Below are 17,940 nucleotides of genomic sequence, written 5' to 3' on the forward strand. Positions count from 1 at the left end.
CGCCAATAACAAAAATAACAGGTTATCAAGACCTTACACCTTAAATAACCATAACCCAGCCCAATATATCCAAATCTCCGATTCCATCACTCTCAATTTTGTTAAATTATTTTTTTTAAAATTTTATTAATATTCATAAGGTTATAAGAAACTACACTTACAGAATCAAATAAATGCCAAGCCTTTTATAAAGTAACCATGTTTTTTTAAATATATATGCCTTTAATAATTATTATTTTGTTTACAAAATGTTATAAATACGTAAATATTACTTATAAAGAATTATAAATATTAAATAAACTGCAACGATATTGCAGAAATTGTTTCGAAACATTTTAGAAAGAATTAATATATAATGGCAGACAATAATAAATCCTCAAAAATAGAGGAAGAAATTATACAAGATAGAAATTATCATATTACTCGTAGAATGGTAACCATTCATAACCAGAATACCACCTTCGTCAATGCGACAATTCATGCTTATTATGACCAGGCAAGCGGCAAAACAATGTACAAAGTCACCGGTGCTGATACTTGTTTTGGCGCACCTGATGGTATTTATGAAGGACCCATCAATATATCTGGAGGTAAATTAATTGTAGAGAATGGTGCGGTTGCCACTGATTTGATAGTAATTACCAGTGATGGACAATGGCCAACCGTTGACATTCAAAATGGTGGAATACTTCAAAATTCAAATGTTTATAACGCCTGGTTAAATATTGAAGATGGTGGTTTATCTCAAAACAACACGTATACATCAATAAATATGGCAGACATATGCAAGGGTATCCAAGGCATTTCAAAAAATGATACTTTTGGTGGATATAATAACGGGCAGATTTATGATTCACATCTTATCTCTGCGAATGGTGCCTATCATTTTACACCTGACAATGGCATTGTCAGTGGCTTCAATTTACTGAATAATGCCAAAATAATAAATCCTATTATCAAAGGTGAACCAACGGTTGGTAATTTCACATTAAATGGCGGTACAGAATTTGGTAACATAGATGTAAAAAATAATTATATAAATAATATAAACCAAACGTTGGTAAGATCGAATGAAAATCCTGTTTTTATCGGTGGAGACTGGGTTGCAAGCCTGGATCCGGATACTGGTAGAACAGTTTATACAAATAATATCACGAAAATTATCGTTGAAGGCCCTATCAATCTTGTGGACATTAATTCCTTGACCATCAATAAAGGAGCTGTTGTTGAACATCTCAGGGTAACAATAAATACAAGATCAGCTGATTCCACTATTAATAATTATGGGACTCTTAAGGATTCCATATTATCAAACAGCACCATTAATAATCACGTTGGCGCAGTAACAGAAAATAACACCTTTTATTCCATTAATTACAATGGCGCAAAAGGCTCTGTTACGAAGCATGATTTTTTCTATCAATCTGCCACCGCTCCTTTTTGCGCATCAGATTCGAGCGGTCAGAACCGAGTTGTCGATTTAACCCAAGGGGGTGTTTTTGATGGATCTTATGTTGGTGTTGACAAGGGTGCCGGAACATACCAGGTGTTGGTAAACGGTGGTATAATCAACAACCAGGACAATTCCGATCCTTGTTTCTTGGAAGGCACGATGATAGCCAGCCCCAAGGGTTTAATAGCCGTTGAACATATTAAAGAGGGGGACCAGATAATCACCTATCTTGACGGTAAAGAAAAACCGTCTCCTGTTATTTGGGTAGGTCATCGTACAATCAAAGTCAAAACAACCCTTCATGACGAGAATGCCGGATATCCTGTACGTATTATCAAAAATGCGATCACTGATGGTGTTCCTTTTAAGGATATGTTGATTACAGCCGAACATTGCATGTTCTTTAAGAATCATTTCATTCCGGTCCGCATGCTGGTTAATGGATCCACCATCTTTTATGATCATTCAGTTAAAGAATATACCTATTATCACATTGAAACTGAAAAACACGCGATCATCAAAGCTGATGGCGCTCTGACTGAAAGCTATCTAGATACAGGACATCGCTCCGTATTCAATCACGACCAAAAAGTGATCAGCATTATCAATCGGGGAAAAAGCTGGAATATTGATTCAGCAGCTCCCTTGGGAACAACAAAGGAATTGGTTGAGCCTATTTTCAGTCACTTAATGGATAGGGCTAAAGATTTAGGTTATAAAATTGAACTGCCTGAAAAAAGCATCACCAATGACAGTGCATTGCGCCTGGTAACCAATACTGGAACAACTTTGACCAAACTATATCAAAAAGAAGGATATGTTGCTTTTAAGATTCCACCAGACACCGTATATGTACGTTTAGTTTCTCGTGCGAGCTGCCCAAACCGGGTTATCGGTCCTTACATTGATGACCGTCGCATACTCGGTGTTTTAATTGGAAATGTGACGCTTTTGCGTAAAAACCAAGCATTCTCCCTAACAGAGCACCTCTCCTCTCATACCTTGGATGGCTGGCATACACGGGAAAATGCCAATGCTCGCTGGACTAATGGTAATGCTGTAATAAATATTGACAATAGCAAAGCTGACAAACCGGGCATATTGATAATCCAAGTACTATCCCATGATTATTATATTAATGAAAAATCAGAGTATCAACAACAATTACATATAGCCTGATTTATTTAGAATTTAAGATTTGGACAATAATCAGTCCAGATCTTAATCGATATTAAATATACCCCTTGAACCATCTGACAAAATATTCGACACCGTTTTTTAAGTTTGTTTTGGGTAACCAGCCCGTTTTTTGTTTGATTTTGCTGATATCTGAAAGTGTCGCCTCAATATCCGTATTAGGGCGAGTTACATAATTGATCAATGCTTTCTTACCGAGAAAATTTTCCAAATATACAATAAGTTTTTCAACCCGTTCCTGACAATTATTCCCGATATTATATACGTCATAATCCTCCAAGGTAGAACAATCAAATAAACTTGTTAATGCACCCACTACATCATCAATGTAGGTAAAATCACGTGAAAGATTATCCCCTGTATATAATGTGATTGGCTGTTGATGTTCAATTGCCCTTGCAAATATATAGTATGCCATATCAGGTCTACCCCATGGACCATATACTGTAAAAAACCGTAATCCCGTTTGTTTCAGGCCATAAACATGACTGTAACTATAGGACAATAATTCGGCAGACCTTTTGGAAGCCGCGTAAACCGAACCCGGTTTATCGACGCGATCTTTTTCACTAAAAGGAATCTTTTTATTCAACCCATAGACGGAAGAAGATGAAGCGTAAAAAATGCGCTCCAGTTTTTCCAATCTACGTGCTTCCTCTAATATAACCAACTGTCCTGTAACATTGGTCTGGATATAGGCAAAAGGATTTTTCAGGGAATATCTTACCCCCGCTTGTGCGGCTAAATGAACTATATAATTAATATTTCTATATTTATTGAATAATGAGGTTACCGCCTCTTGATCAGAAATATCAACTTGATGAAAAATAAAATTTTTATATTCTTTTAATCTGTCACATCGAGCATTTTTTAAATCGATGGAATAGTAATCATTAAGATTATCCAAACCAATAACCGTTTCACCACGTTCTAACAATTTTTTTGAAATATGAAAACCGATAAATCCTGCCGCACCCGTAATCAAAAAAATCACTTTTGAGCTCTTGTCACTTAAAATTATAAAAAACGGATTATAATCAGAATTATCCCAGATCTTCAAGTCTGAAGCCCTGCTTAATTATTTTCTAAAAACTTAACTTTACCATAAATAAATATTAATTAATTATTAAATAAAATCGACAACTCATAATTAAAAATAAACTATTATTGTATCATTACTTAAAATATTTTATAATTCTTACAAATAATTATTTTAGGAGATAGTCTAATGACCAAAATAAAATACCCGCTACATCCTACTCGTAATAATTTGCATTCCAATACTAAAACCGTTGTTATCCAACTATTAAATGCCCGTCTTGCGGATGGTCTTGATATCGCACTTATTACCAAACAGGCCCACTGGAATATGAAAGGACACAATTTTATAGGCGTTCATAAAATGATGGATGATTTCCGCAGTGAACAAAACGAGCTGAATGATAAAATGGCTGAAAGAATTGCCGCCATCGGTGGAACAGCCTTGGGAACAACTCAGGAAATCGCCAAGAATTCAAGCATTGCTGAATATCCAACAGATATCATCAGTGTCGATGACCATCTGACCGCACTTTCTGAACGATTTGCAATCTATGCCAATGCCCTTCGCAAAGCTATTGATGAAGCTGATGAGGCTGGTGATGCGGATACTTCTGACTTGTTTACCGAGGTGTCCCGTGCAATGGATCAACAGCTATGGTTCCTGGAGGCACATAAACCCTATCCATCCAAGTTACACGCCAAGTAGCTTTTGTCTGAAATTTTGTTTTACATAATTTGTTTTATAATCTGCTGGTATTTCTTCCAGCAGATTTTTTTATTTTCTAAACTGTTATTATTGATTTTGTACAGATTTTTTTTCATTTGATATGGAATTATCAAAAATTGCACTATCAACCACATCCCCTACCTTGATCCCCAATTTTTCTGTTATCCCACCTTTCAACTCCAAGGTGGCGATGACCGGACCCTGGCTACTGACAGGAGCCAAACTATATGGCACCGTATTTTCAGCAATTGCTTGAATATGATGATCCGCACCAATAAAAACCATATCCAGGGAAACAAGTGTATTTTTCATCCACATCATGCTACGTTGCGGGGCTGGCCACATAAACAACATTCCGCCATTTTCAAGAATTGAAGTTCTAAACATCTCCCCTACCTCTTGCTCTTTAGGGGTTTTCGCAACTTCTATTATAAAACTATGCTTTCTTCCATCTTTAGAGGAAATTGTCAGAGGTTCTTTTGCCAATTCAGCCTGCGCTTTATTTATTACATGATCGGGATTTTCTGCAACAACCTCCCGGCTCATTCCTGTAAATAATCCTACAATTCCTACTAATACTAAACTATAGCGGAAAAAAATTTTTTTCATTTTAGACATCCTGAATTTTTAAGTTAATAATGGATTAGTCTTTTTTTCAACACCAATGGTGCTACCCATTCCATGCCCGGGTATAAAGTAAATATCATCTCCCAATGTTAATAAACGCTCTTTGATGCTTTTGATCAGCAAAGCTCCATTACCATATTCCCAATCAGAACGTCCTATCGTGCCCTTGAAAAGAGTATCTCCGGTAATTAACAAACGTGCAGAAGGTTCAAAATAAACTATATGACCTGGCGTATGACCAGGAATATGAATAACTTCAAAATTTATTCCATCAAATGTCAAACGCTCTTTATCCTTTAAAAAACGCGATGGTTTAACATCTCGAATCTCTGAAGTGGGAAAACCAAAATGGTTACAGTTTTCAACAACTTTACTTAACAAGAACAAATCCTCTTTTGATGGACCAAGAAGAGGAACCGCCCTATTATATATTTGCCCAAGTTTTTCCTGTAACAACATAGCCCCACCAACATGATCAAAATGACCATGCGTTAACAAAATAGCCTGTATATCTATATGATTGGTTTGAATTGCAGAAAGAATCGTATCAACATATGCACCCGGATCTATTGCAACTCCAATATTATTATCCTTGTTCCAGACTAATGTACAATTTTGATAGATGGGTGTAACCGGAATAATTTCTATTTTCAAACTGGACATTTCTAAAAACAAAGCGTGTTCACCCTCAATATTTATAGCTTGTTACTTCAACAATATTCATTCTTTATACAAATATAAATAAATATTCAAATAATAACCTTAACCATACGATCGTTGCTATTTTGCACCATAACAAAACACATTTGGAGAAATTTTTCTAAAAAAATAAAAAACTCCCAAATTAATATTGCCCTTGATATACAGATCAGTATAAGTAAATTTTGTTCGTCGTAAAATCCAAGCCCTAACCTACCAGGATTCCAATGGAAAAGATTCAACCAGTTATTCCCAGAAGAATTAAAATTCTACTTTTTTCCCTTGTATCTTTTTACACTGTGTCAACAAATGTCGAGGCACGCTCCCCTGTTCATCATACACATAAAAGAATCCATAAAAAAGCAAATGTTCACAAGGTTTCTGCCACTCATCATACAAGAAATTCACATTTCAGAACCCGAACCTATAAATTCAAACACAAATCTTATGGTCATGTCATCCAGTGTGTCGCTTTTGCCCGATCCGCTTCTGACATTCAGCTGAAGGGAAATGCAAGGGACTGGTGGAATAATGCGGAAGGTGTCTATAAACGTGGAAACACTCCGGAAGCAAATAGTGTTTTGAGTTTTCGTCCAACCAGAAGAATGCCCCTGGGACATGTTGCCGTCGTAAAACAAGTGGTTGATTCGCGAACAATCATAATCGACCAATCTCATTGGGCGCAAAGAGGCATCAGTCATAATACACCTGTCATAGACGTATCCGCAAACAATGACTGGTCAGCCGTTCGTGTGGCTTTAAATGGCAATAAAAATGCCTTTGGAAGTATCTATCCTACTCATGGATTTATATATCCATCCACTCAGGAAACAACCCACCCTATTATTCGTGAAAATACAAAAGGAAATATACGGACGTGGACAGCTGATGCCGCTACAGCAAAAACAACAACTGAAGTTGCATTGGCGCCAAACATTTCTGACAGTGATCTCTTTGGATCTGATGCCCCTAACCGCTCTTTAAAATAGTCTACGGACGACCCTGTCGGTGATAGGGGTGTCTCGACAAGATCATTTGAGCCCTGTAGATTTGTTCAGTTAACAAGATTCTGGCGATCATATGAGGCCAGGTTAACTTTCCCAATGAAATAACAGAATGAGAGGTCTTGATTGCAGAAGCGTGCAATCCCTCTGCCCCACCAATTAAAAATGAAATTGATTTAGATAATTCCAAGCACTTTTGCATATGCATTGCAAAATCAAAACTGTTATAACTTTTTCCACCCTCATCCAAACTAATGATCAAGGATTTTTCTGGAACTGCCTTCAAAAGATTTTGAGCGTCCTTTATCTTGGTCTCAATAGGCTGACCTTTGCTTTCATTAATTTCGATTAGTTCCAAACTGGGACGAATACGTTTGGCATAACGATTGAATAAATCCAGTTCTGCCCTATCCCGCATTTTGCCAATGGCAATAATTGAAAACATAGAAAAATTAGACTTGATCAGGTTCAGAAAATTCAGGAATTTCAACCCCCCAAATACGTTCAATATTATAATATTCTCTTGCCTCTGCTCGAAACAAATGAACTATAATATCTCCTGTATCTAATAAAACCCAATCACTGCTTTTTTCTATTGCGATCTTTCTGATTCCCTGTTCATACAAAATCTTGTCAAGATGTTCAGCCATTGCCATGATCTGGCGATCCACCATACCTGTTGCAATAACCATACGATCTGCAAATGAAGCTTTTCCCACCAAATCAATGACAACAATATTCTCCGCCTTATCTCCTTCCAAAGATTCAATAATCAAATTGACGCATTTCTGCAATTTTTCGATATCTACAATCGTTTTGTCATTGATATCATGTTGTTGTCTGTTTTGTTGTAATATTTCCGATAAATTATTTTGATTCATTAATAACCCTATTTCTATTGTTTAATATTTACATGTAACCGTTATAAACCTGATCTTCCTTGAGCCCTTAAAGCTGTGGCTGAAATTTTGTTTTCTGGAGATGGAACAAATACCCAAGCTGGCGGCTTATAACTTGCCAAAACCGAAGCTTTCTGTGAGGACAACCGATATGAGCGGGCCCATTGTGCAGCCTTTCCGTTTAAAGCCTTATAAATATAAGGAGGGCGTGGAAAAATTGCTATAGGCACGAGCCGTAAAATCTTTTGCCATCTTGACCAGAATGCCATTTGTGACAATCCATCAGCACCCATCAGCCAAACAAATTTACAATTTGGGAAGCGCTGATATAATTTTTTCAACGTATCGTAACTATACCGTGTATGTAACCGGCTTTCTATATCTGTCGCAATGATATGCCGACCATCAACGCATTTTTGTACCCCTTGAAAACGTTCCGAAAAAGAAGCCATTTCTTTTCCGGTTTTCAAAGGATTTCCCGGAGATACCATCAACCATACCTGATCCAATTGTAAAATGGTAAAAGCCCGACGAGCAAGTTGTAAATGACCACTATGAACAGGATTAAAGGATCCGCCTAATAATCCAACCTTTATATTTCTCTGATCACCCCATGTCGGTATTGATATCATACAGGTCTCACCTGTCCATTTCCAATAACTTCATAACGATAACTTGTTAATTGTTCAACTCCAACAGGTCCTCGTGCATGTAAACGACCTGTAGCAATGCCAATTTCGGCTCCAAACCCAAATTCACCTCCATCACAAAATTGCGTGGAGGCATTCCACATAACAACAGCACTCTCAACATGATCCATAAAATAACGGGCAACCTCTTTATCCTCGGTTAAAATAGCCTCGGTATGTCCACTACCATATTTTAATATATGCTGAATTGCCTGATAAATATTTTTAACTACCTTAACTGATAACACCGAATCCAGCCATTCTGTGGCAAAATCATTTTCCTTTGCCACAGCGATACGGGAATCAATTTTCACTGCCATAGTGTCTCCGACCAGACGGCATCCCAACTCAATTAAATCATCGGCTAATTTGGGTAAATATTGTCTGGCTACCGCTTGATCAATCAATAAAGTTTCAGTGGCACCACAAATCCCTGTTCGACGCATTTTTGCATTTATTAAAACAGCACGTGATTTCTCGAAATCCGCTAATCCATGTATATAGGTGTGACATAATCCAGCTGCATGAGCCAAAACAGGTATACGGGCTTCTTTCTGAATGAATTCAACAAGGGATCGTCCCCCACGAGGGATTAAAACATCAATTAATCCAACGGCCTGCAACATGTCTTTCACATGTTGACGATTATTATCCGGTGCCATGGCTATTATATCAGGATCAAGGCCGGCCTCCTGAACACCCTTTTGCATGGCCTGATGGATTAGAATTGCCGTTTGATAGCATTCGGAACCACCTCGTAATATAACACCATTACCTGATTTGATACAAATACCTGCCGCATCTGCACCAACATTCGGACGACTTTCATAAATCATGCCAATAACACCCAGAGGAACGGTAACTCGTCTAATTTCCAGTCCATTTGGTCTTGTCCAGCAAGCCTGCTCTTTTCCTAAAGGATCAGGTAACGTCGCAATCGCCTCCAAGCCATGCGCCATTGCCTCCAACCGGTTTTCATTCAATGTCATACGATCCTTAAAGGCTTCACCAACTTCTGTTTTCTCCACTTCCTCGGAATTAACAGACAGGATGGCATTCATTGAAGCACGCAGCGCTTCTGCTGCACAAAGCAAAGCTTTGTTACGCTGTTGAAGTGAGCTGTGAGCCAATGAATAAGAAGCTTTTTTAACCTTTCTAGCCAATTGTTGGATCGAGTTCGATTGAGATAAGGTAGAATTACGATTCACTCCACCTACTCCTTAATAATTTTAAACAAATAAATTATTGCAGATTATACATTAAATCTGAACAATAAAATATCTCCATCATGAACGATATAGTCTTTTCCTTCAATTCGAACTTTACCGGCCTCTTTTGCTCCAGCTTCCCCCTTATATTTAACATAATCATCATAAGCGATCGTTTCACAGGCAATAAATCCCCGTTCAAAGTCATTGTGAATAACTGCCGCCGCTTGTGGGGCCTTGGTTCCTTCTGAAATTGTCCAAGCACGGGTTTCTTTTGGACCACATGTAAAATAGGTAATCAGATTTAACAATCTGTATCCTGCAGCAATAACACGATCGAGACCACTATTTTCCAAGCCCAGACCCGATAAAAATTCTGTCTGATCCTCTTTACCCAACTGACTGACCTCTGCCTCGATATCAGCAGAAACAATAACGACTTCAGCCCCCTGTTTTCTTGCCATTTCAATAACCTGCCGAGAATACCCATTTCCAGTTGCGGCGGCTTCTTCGTTAACATTACACACATATAAAACAGGTTTGCTCGTTAGAAGCTGTAATCGGGCGATGGTCTTCTCCTCGCCAACAGGAATGACATCCCTAACCGGCTTACCATCCTGCAGGGCCTTGATCAAAGGTTCAATTAATTCAAGAGTGGCCTGAGCCTCTTTATCATTTCCTCTGGCTTTTTTCTGTAAAGCAACCGTTCTTTTTTCTAAACTTTCCAAATCTGCAATCATCAACTCTGTCTCGATAATTTCAGCATCCCGAATAGGATTCACAGACCCTTCAACATGCGTGATATCATCGTTTTCAAAACAACGCAGAACATGGATAATTGCATCAACCTCTCGGATATTCGCCAAAAACTGGTTTCCGAGCCCTTCTCCACGTGAAGCTCCCTTAACCAGACCTGCAATATCAACAAATTCCAAGCTTGTGGGAATAATTTTTTGAGAATGCGTAATTTCTGATAAAATAGTCAAACGCGGGTCGGGGACAGCAACCCGTCCAACATTGGGTTCAATGGTGCAAAATGGATAATTCGCCGATTGAGCGGCAACCGTTGCCGTTAACGCATTAAATAATGTTGATTTTCCAACATTAGGCAATCCAACAATACCGCAATTAAACCCCATATCTTTTTTTATCCTTTTAACAATAAAGCCACTTTGGATAGATAAGCGTCCATTTTTCGTTCAGTTAACAATGATGCCTTTTCCGCAACTGCATCAATAAATGGATCAAGCCATTCCCTATCCTGTTTTGAAAAATCTCCCAAGACATAACGTACAACTTGAGATCTGTCTTCTGGATGCCCTATCCCCAAACGCACACGCCAATAGTCCTGACTGCCAAGCATTTTATCCGTAGAACGCAAACCATTATGACCAGCCGCCCCTCCCCCTTTTTTAATCCGTATCTTGGCAGGGACCAAATCCATTTCATCATGAAATACAAAAAGGTTATCAAGTGGAATTTTATAAAAAGCGATACAAGGCTGAATACTTTCACCAGAAAGATTCATATAGGTCATAGGTTTTAGTAAAAGGATTTTTTCACCCTTTATAACACCTTCGGCAATTTCGCCCTTAAACCGCTTACGCCATGGAGAAAATCCATGACGTTCAGCAATTCGATCTATCGCCATAAAACCGATATTATGACGATTTGCCTGCATCCCAGGCTCGGGATTTCCAAGCCCAGCCCACAGTAACATGATCTATTCTTTCATTAAATTATTCTTCAGTAGAAACTTCGGCCGTTTTTTCTTCTGATGTTTCTTCCGAAGTTTCTTCACTTGTTTCAACTGCAACGGTTGGCGGCGCAATAGTTGCAATTACAAAATCTTCTTCATGCTGATTTGTATGCGTAACTTTATCCGCACCTTTTAAATCAGACCAACGAATATTATCGTGAATATCCAATTTGGAAAGATCGGCAATAAAGGCTTCTGGAATATGTTCAACGTCACAGTTTACTTCAACAGAATGTTGAACGATATTTACAACACCGCCACGTTTTACACCAGGGGCGATTTCTTCACCTTCAAAAGTGACCGGTATTTCAACGCGAATATGCTGACCAGCAACCATACGTTGGAAATCCACATGTAATGGTCGATCGGTTACGGGATGTAATTGCACGGCACGCATCAAGGCAACTGTTCTCTTATCATCAACCATCAATTGATACAGTTGAGAGCGCCATCCTGATTTTCCCAATTCACGCATAACAAGACGCGGATCAAGGGCAATCATGGCTGGTTCTGATTTGCCACCATATACAACAGCAGGAACCAGTCCCTCACGACGGGTTGCGCGCGCTGCCCCCTTACCAGCCTTCGCACGCATCGATACTTTTAATTCAACAAAATTTCTTGCCACGTTATAACTCCTAGTAAATAAGGCAAAACTGAAACATCAACCTCCAGGGGTGTTGATGCACTATCCTCTTTACCTAATAAACTTGAAAAGTGCAAATATCTTTCTAAATTAATTGAAGATTTTAAGTAAAATACAAATTGATTTTCTTTCTTGTTGAAAATAATAATTACAATCATTCTCAAATTATGCAAGAAAATCTGATCTATGCGATTTAATCATTTTACCGTAACATTCTCTTTATTAATCGTTTCTACAACAATTTTTGCAGACCCAATAGCCTATTCCAAGGAAGATCAAGAAAACAAGGATAATGAAAAAATAACCGTCGTTGGCAAACGCAATTACAATCCATTCGTTGAAACCAATTCTGATGTTGCTACCAAGACAAACAGTCCATTAAGAAAAGTTCCCCAATCCATTACCGTCATCACCCGCAAACAGATGGATGACCAAAATGCCAGGACCGTTTCGGATGCACTTGCATATAGTGCGGGTATTTCTGCAGGAAGTCGGCCAGGCGGACGGTTTGATAGTATCTATTTAAGAGGGTTTGGAGGATTTGGGGGAAATGCCAATTATGTCCAGTTCCTTGATGGTCTTCGTCTTTTACGTGGCATGTCATATGCCGTTCCTTCCTTTGATGAATATTTAATGCAAAGCGTTGAAGTCCTGCGCGGACCCGCCTCCGTACTTTATGGACAGGCCAGCCCAGGCGGTTTTGTAAATATGACCATGAAACAAGCCCGTCCCGTAGACTCTTATGAAGTGAGGGCAAGTGGTGCCTCCTTTAATTATGGAGACATTATGGGTGATGCTGGCGGTTCTTTAAACAAAGACAAGACACTTTCCTATAGGGTAACAGCTGTGGGACGGTATGGAGATACACAGGTTGATTTTGCCAAGGAACGCCATATCGCCATTATGCCCCAGATCAGTTGGCAAGCCACTGATGATACTTCTGTATCCATGCGTTTCTTATATCAGTATGATCCAAATAGCCTTTATGGTATCGCACTTCCCGCGTCAGGTACAGTTCTGCCAAATCGACATGGAAAGATTTCAACACATCTTAACACCAGTGAACCTGGTTTTGATCAGTATCATCGTTCTCAATATATGTTTGAATACAATCTAACCCATGATTTTACGGATTTTATTCAATTCAATCAGAAGTTCAGATACCTGCATCTTGATTCAGATTTCCGATCCATTTCTATCAAGGGACTTGCCAGTGATCAGGCAAATGTATCAAGAATGGCGACAATATCAAATGAACATTTGAACAGTTATAATATCGACAGTAACCTTCAGTTTCATGTTGATACAGGGAATGTAAAACATATACTGATTACAGGAATTGATTATATGCTTGCAGATTCCAAACGTGCCTTGGGCAATACGGCCATTCCAAGCCTTGATTTGTTCAATCCTGTTTATGGCGCACGTTTTACACCCCTAATCACTTCATACGGAACACAATCCCAGAACCAGTTGGGTGTTTACATTCAAGATCAAGCAAATTACAAAAACTGGTCGTTTATTATGGGTGGGCGATATGACTGGGTCGGCACCTCGACCAATTTCAAATATGGCGGAAAATCAGCCTCTAATTTTGATCGAGCTGTAACCTATCGCGGCGGTATCGTTTACAATTTTCAAAATGGAATTTCACCCTATTTCTCCTATTCCACCTCTTTCATGCCTACACCCGGGACAACCTTTGCAGGTAAGGCTTTTAAACCTACTAAGGGAGATCAATATGAAGTCGGGATCAAATACCAGCCTAATAACAATATCATGGTGACAGGTTCTGCATATACCATTTCACAAGAGAATGTAACCACAACCGATCCGGAACATACAACCTACAATATTCAGACAGGCAGAACACGATCCCGCGGCTTTGAATTGGAAGCTCGTGCAATATTATTGCCGGGACTGAATCTTATCGCCAGCTATGCCTACAATGATATCCAGATCCGTGCGGACACAAATAAAAACAATATCGGTAACCGCCCCTTGGGAGCTCCTGCCAATCTGGTTTCTGGATGGATAACATATGATCTGCAACAGGGTATGTTCAAGGGTGTTGGAATTGGCGGTGGCATTCGTTACAATGGTTATACATTCGGGGATAATGCCAACAGTTTTAAGGTCCCAAGCTTTGTCATTGGTGATATGCAGGTACATTATGACCTTAAAAACAGCTTTCCCACAATTAACAGCACCTTATTACAACTGAATATAACCAATGTTGCTGATAAAAAATATGTTGTTGCTTGCGCATCAAAAGTTAACTGTTTTTATGGAACACGTCGCGTTATAATGGGACAGGTAAGAGCACAATGGTAATATGCTCTTTTCATTATCAAATAATATAATGGATATAATCTTATGATACGCCTCTGGTTCTATCTGACACTAGTCTGTCTGAATTTCCTGTTATTCAGTCCGGTAAAGGCAATTAACAGTAATTCTCCCCTTGCTGGCCTTTCCACCGAACCCTTAACAATCAACGATACTATCACTTTTAACCTGCAAAATAAAAAGACATCACAAATTTATAAGATTTTTGCCTCTATTCCAAAAGAACCACCCCCAGAAGATGGTTATCCAATCATTTATATCACAGATGCCAACAGTATTTTTGACACGGTTCGGGAAACAATAAGATCCTATGAAAAGCGTCCGGATAACATCCATAAAAATCATGCTGTTCTTGTTGGAATTGGCTATCCTCCAGATCAAAATATTCTTAAATTGCGAACTTATGATTTAACACCACCGCAAAATACCTTGATCCCCATTTTATACAAAACTGGAGGGGCTGATTACTTTTATCATTTCATCCAAGATGATCTGAAACCCCTACTGGATAAACATCTTAAAATTAATCACCATAAACAAGCCATCTTCGGTCACTCTTTTGGTGGATTATTTACAATATATAATCTTATCTATCATCCAGATTCCTATCAGATTTATATAGCCGCAAGTCCTTCTTTATGGCTTGATCCAAGCATTATTGACAAGCATACCCAATCTTTTAAATCCAGTCTTGACGTTCATAAACTACATCCAACCCTATCCCTATCCGTTGGAGAGTATGAACAGAAATTTCCTGATTATTGGCAATCAATTCCTCAAGTCGCAAAAATAAAACAACAGCTTCTTAGAAAACAGCAAGTTTCTCGTATTCTGGCAGCTTGTGAAACATTTAAAAAAATAGATGATCTTTCAACAACATGCACAAAATTTGAAAATGAAGATCATCAAAGTGTAATTCCCGCGTCAATCGGACGAGCCGTTGCAATCATCTTTCGATCATTTGCACAATAAATACCCTATCCAGGAAAGAAAAAATTGTATCACCCTTTCCAGTCCAACTCTATCAGGCTTCCAGAGAAACAGGATCCAAAGACCAGGACTTACCTCCCAGAAAGGGAGGACAAGCACATAAAGGTTGTGCATTGGCCAATCTTACATTAGGTTTTAATCCCATCATATAACGCAAGGAACGGAAAACACCTCCATGCGCAATAATCAAAACATGACCATCACCAGCTTTCAGTATAGAACGGTTTACAGCGTCGCTAATCCTTTTACATAAAACATGAAAAGGCTCGGCACCTTTTGGCGTAAACTCACCTGAAATCCATTTGTCATACCATGGTCCCATAGGTTTTTGCTCCTCTTCACCAAAACACACCTCCTTGAGCCCATCATCCAATTCCAATGGTAATTGGACACCAACTTTGTCATGAATGATTGATTTCACAATATCTGCTGTACGTCTTGCCCTTCCAAGAGGTGAACTTATAATCTGAGTAATGGATAATTCTAAATTGTTCCAGTTTCTAGCCAACGCATTCCCTGCGGTTATGGCCTGTTTAATGCCGGTATTATTCAAAGGTATATCTGTTCTACCCTGAGACAGATTTAATACATTCCAATCTGTTTGCCCATGACGAAGATACCAGTAGGGCCGATGCAGTAAAGGAGACATAACGATATACCTTTCAAATAATTAATCAAATAAAGAAGAAACGGAGCTTTCATCCGCTACGGCACGAATGGCCCGACCAATCAAATTATTCAAACTAATCTGACGAATTTTACGAACGGAACGCACTGCATCCGTCATTTTAATACTGTCGGTGATGACTAACTCTCCAATAACCGAATCTTCAACACGTTGTGCGGCACTGCCGGATAAAACCCCATGAGTCACATATGCGTCAATTCCAGTTGCCCCCGCATCCATCAAAGCTTGTGCCGCATTACAAAGTGAACCGCCACTATCGATAATGTCATCGACCAATAGACAGTGACGTCCCTTAACGCGACCAATAACATTCATAACCTCGGAAACACCGGCACGCTCACGTCTCTTATCAATAATTGCCAAATCAACATCAAGTCTTTTTGCCAATTGACGTGCTCTTACAACTCCGCCAACGTCAGGAGAAACAACCATTAAATTCGATTTACCAGCATGTTTGTGTTTAATATCACGTGTGAATAGAGGTGCCGCATATAAATTATCTACAGGAATATCAAAAAAACCCTGAATCTGTCCTGCATGCAAATCGAGTGTTAAAATACGATTCGCTCCTGCTTCAACCAAAAGATTGGCAACAAGCTTCGCGCTTATGGGCGTTCTTGGACCCGATTTGCGATCTTGCCGGGCATAGCCAAAATAGGGCATAACAGCTGTAATTCGTCGTGCAGACCCTCTACGCAAGGCATCCAACATAATCAATAATTCCATAAGATTATCATTGGTTGGATAACTCGTGCTTTGTACAGCAAAGATATCTTCACCCCTTACATTTTCGTAGATTTCCACAAAAACTTCCTTGTCCGAAAAACGTTGTACGGACGCATCACATAAAGGCATTTTCAACTCTGCCGCAATCGCCTCTGCCAATGGACGGTTACTATTCCCTGCAATAATTTTCATCAACGAACTCCAACACACAGAACCAGTTAAAACGATCTATACCATAAAAAACATATTATTTATGTTGCATCTGAATATTTTTCAATTCTGGTGCATTAGAAGAAGCGGACTCTTTTGCATTATTTGCAGGCAAAGGCTGATTATCACGACCAGAATAATTAGTGATGACCTGCCTAACCCCACCAGCAGCCTCTTCTCCAACCGCAGAGCCAATATCACCCCAATAGTGATCAAGACGATGCGCAGGAACATCATTGATTTGTGAAACTTTACCCGCCTCTTTTCCCTTGCTATCGGTCACCCGCCAAATAATTTCAACATGTTGTACCGGATTACCACGTGTCCCCTGCGCACCATCTGTTACACTGACATGACAATCCACAGTATAATCTGCCTGGTCAGGTTTATATTGAATAGCATTTGCCTTGTCCGCAAACGAAATAGCAAATTGCTGAGCAATAATTTTATTTCCGTCTCCAGGAGCCCCAAAAACACCCTTGAAATAAATTTTGGCTGCCCGATGTTTTAAACTATGTGGATCAGCCGCCATCTGCCGAGCTTGTAATCCTGTCAATACCTGATTGATTATTGGCGCAGATTGTTCTGAAACATCATGAAAAATGCTTTGCTGTCCACTTATCCAATCCTTTTTTGAAACGGGCATTCCTTTTCTCACCGCTTCGACTTTTCCATTAGGGGCAATAATTGTAAAAGAAGGAATAATCATATCTTCTTCTGATCTCACCTTGGTCAATAAAATCCAGTCCCCCTTTTGAGCAGGTCGTGCAACTGCGGGAACCGTCTGTTCCAACATTGCCTTTGCCATTTCCTCGGCAAATCCCTGGGCGTTTTTATCATTTAACATTGAATTAGAAGGTGGTGGAACAATTAACCTTGACGGAGGAGGTGTCGTCAATGATGTGGTTTTGTTTTTTTCAAATGGATGTGGAACCTGGATGCAACCTATTAAAGATAAAACACCTAAAAAACTGAATCCAATCTTAAAAGACTTTAAACTTTTAAATTGCATCTTTATGATTTCCCTT

18 protein-coding genes are annotated in these 17,940 nt (G+C 39.1%); 5 read left to right on the forward strand and 13 right to left on the reverse strand.

Translation table 11 applies throughout. From position 1 onward, the window contains the following. The first annotated feature begins 355 nt into the window (after positions 1-355). Positions 356-2,632: a Hint domain-containing protein gene (locus H3R28_RS08295; RefSeq protein WP_198210661.1), complete on the forward strand. Its 2,277-nt coding sequence runs from the start codon at positions 356-358 to the stop codon at positions 2,630-2,632. A gap of 52 nt (positions 2,633-2,684) precedes the next feature. Here H3R28_RS08295 and H3R28_RS08300 read toward each other — a convergent pair whose 3' ends face one another. Continuing rightward, complete coding sequence (locus H3R28_RS08300) at positions 2,685-3,644, reverse strand: SDR family NAD(P)-dependent oxidoreductase (RefSeq protein ID WP_198194095.1); 960 nt, start codon at positions 3,642-3,644, stop codon at positions 2,685-2,687. Between the two features lie 234 nt (positions 3,645-3,878). Here H3R28_RS08300 and dps point away from each other — a divergent pair, with 234 nt between their 5' ends. Further along, complete coding sequence (gene dps, locus H3R28_RS08305) at positions 3,879-4,397, forward strand: DNA starvation/stationary phase protection protein Dps (RefSeq protein ID WP_155568816.1); 519 nt, start codon at positions 3,879-3,881, stop codon at positions 4,395-4,397. Between the two features lie 87 nt (positions 4,398-4,484). On the opposite strand, the gene H3R28_RS08310 is transcribed toward dps, so the two are convergent. Together H3R28_RS08310 and H3R28_RS08315 are read right to left on the reverse strand one after the other, a co-directional pair. After that, the gene (locus tag H3R28_RS08310) at positions 4,485-4,964 is read right to left on the reverse strand and encodes a DUF192 domain-containing protein (protein WP_155568821.1); all 480 of its coding nucleotides are present in this window, start codon (positions 4,962-4,964) and stop codon (positions 4,485-4,487) included. An 81-nt stretch (positions 4,965-5,045) separates the two neighbouring features. Then, a complete protein-coding gene (locus H3R28_RS08315) occupies positions 5,046-5,708 on the reverse strand; it encodes an MBL fold metallo-hydrolase (RefSeq protein ID WP_155564928.1) in 663 nt (220 codons plus the stop codon). 263 nt (positions 5,709-5,971) lie between these two features. On the opposite strand from H3R28_RS08315, the gene H3R28_RS08320 reads away from it, so the two are divergent. Then, positions 5,972-6,733, forward strand: a complete 762-nt coding sequence (locus tag H3R28_RS08320; protein ID WP_155564927.1) for a CHAP domain-containing protein — start codon at positions 5,972-5,974, stop codon at positions 6,731-6,733. Position 6,734: 1 nt separating this feature from the next. On the opposite strand, the gene H3R28_RS08325 is transcribed toward H3R28_RS08320, so the two are convergent. From H3R28_RS08325 to H3R28_RS08355, 7 genes are read right to left on the reverse strand one after another with little or no spacing between them, the layout of a single operon-like run. Beyond that, entirely contained in the window at positions 6,735-7,193 is a 459-nt protein-coding gene (locus tag H3R28_RS08325; protein ID WP_155566298.1) for a 23S rRNA (pseudouridine(1915)-N(3))-methyltransferase RlmH, read from the reverse strand. Positions 7,194-7,200: 7 nt separating this feature from the next. Continuing rightward, positions 7,201-7,629, reverse strand: coding sequence for a ribosome silencing factor (rsfS, locus tag H3R28_RS08330; RefSeq protein WP_155568814.1), 429 nt, complete (start codon positions 7,627-7,629; stop codon positions 7,201-7,203). Between the two features lie 41 nt (positions 7,630-7,670). Then, a complete protein-coding gene (locus H3R28_RS08335) occupies positions 7,671-8,279 on the reverse strand; it encodes a nicotinate-nucleotide adenylyltransferase (protein WP_155571593.1) in 609 nt (202 codons plus the stop codon). Continuing rightward, positions 8,276-9,544: a glutamate-5-semialdehyde dehydrogenase gene (locus tag H3R28_RS08340; RefSeq protein WP_198210660.1), complete on the reverse strand. Its 1,269-nt coding sequence runs from the start codon at positions 9,542-9,544 to the stop codon at positions 8,276-8,278. The genes H3R28_RS08335 and H3R28_RS08340 overlap by 4 nt, the downstream gene beginning before the upstream one ends. A gap of 44 nt (positions 9,545-9,588) precedes the next feature. Further along, positions 9,589-10,683: a redox-regulated ATPase YchF gene (gene ychF, locus H3R28_RS08345; protein ID WP_198210659.1), complete on the reverse strand. Its 1,095-nt coding sequence runs from the start codon at positions 10,681-10,683 to the stop codon at positions 9,589-9,591. A gap of 8 nt (positions 10,684-10,691) precedes the next feature. Next, positions 10,692-11,264, reverse strand: a complete 573-nt coding sequence (gene pth / locus H3R28_RS08350) for an aminoacyl-tRNA hydrolase (RefSeq protein WP_110439578.1) — start codon at positions 11,262-11,264, stop codon at positions 10,692-10,694. Between the two features lie 19 nt (positions 11,265-11,283). Further along, positions 11,284-11,931: a 50S ribosomal protein L25/general stress protein Ctc gene (locus H3R28_RS08355; protein WP_255412384.1), complete on the reverse strand. Its 648-nt coding sequence runs from the start codon at positions 11,929-11,931 to the stop codon at positions 11,284-11,286. A 204-nt stretch (positions 11,932-12,135) separates the two neighbouring features. Here H3R28_RS08355 and H3R28_RS08360 point away from each other — a divergent pair, with 204 nt between their 5' ends. Further along, positions 12,136-14,283 carry a TonB-dependent siderophore receptor gene (locus H3R28_RS08360; protein ID WP_198210658.1) on the forward strand — a complete coding sequence of 716 codons (2,148 nt, stop codon included), beginning with the start codon at positions 12,136-12,138 and terminating at the stop codon, positions 14,281-14,283. Between the two features lie 42 nt (positions 14,284-14,325). Then, on the forward strand, positions 14,326-15,270 hold the full coding sequence (locus H3R28_RS08365) for an alpha/beta hydrolase (protein WP_110439575.1): 945 nt from the start codon (positions 14,326-14,328) through the stop codon (positions 15,268-15,270). 52 nt (positions 15,271-15,322) lie between these two features. Here the strand turns inward: H3R28_RS08365 and H3R28_RS08370 are convergent, their stop codons facing one another. From H3R28_RS08370 to H3R28_RS08380, 3 genes are read right to left on the reverse strand one after another with little or no spacing between them, the layout of a single operon-like run. After that, a complete protein-coding gene (locus tag H3R28_RS08370; protein ID WP_198210657.1) occupies positions 15,323-15,937 on the reverse strand; it encodes a histidine phosphatase family protein in 615 nt (204 codons plus the stop codon). 21 nt (positions 15,938-15,958) lie between these two features. After that, positions 15,959-16,894, reverse strand: coding sequence for a ribose-phosphate pyrophosphokinase (locus H3R28_RS08375; protein ID WP_110439573.1), 936 nt, complete (start codon positions 16,892-16,894; stop codon positions 15,959-15,961). A gap of 55 nt (positions 16,895-16,949) precedes the next feature. Next, the gene (locus tag H3R28_RS08380; RefSeq protein ID WP_198210656.1) at positions 16,950-17,924 is read right to left on the reverse strand and encodes a hypothetical protein; all 975 of its coding nucleotides are present in this window, start codon (positions 17,922-17,924) and stop codon (positions 16,950-16,952) included. Between the last annotated feature and the right edge of the window lie 16 nt (positions 17,925-17,940).

It is taken from the genome of Commensalibacter sp. M0268 (genome assembly GCF_016101925.1).
In the GTDB taxonomy this organism is placed as follows: Bacteria; Pseudomonadota; Alphaproteobacteria; order Acetobacterales; family Acetobacteraceae; genus Commensalibacter; species Commensalibacter melissae.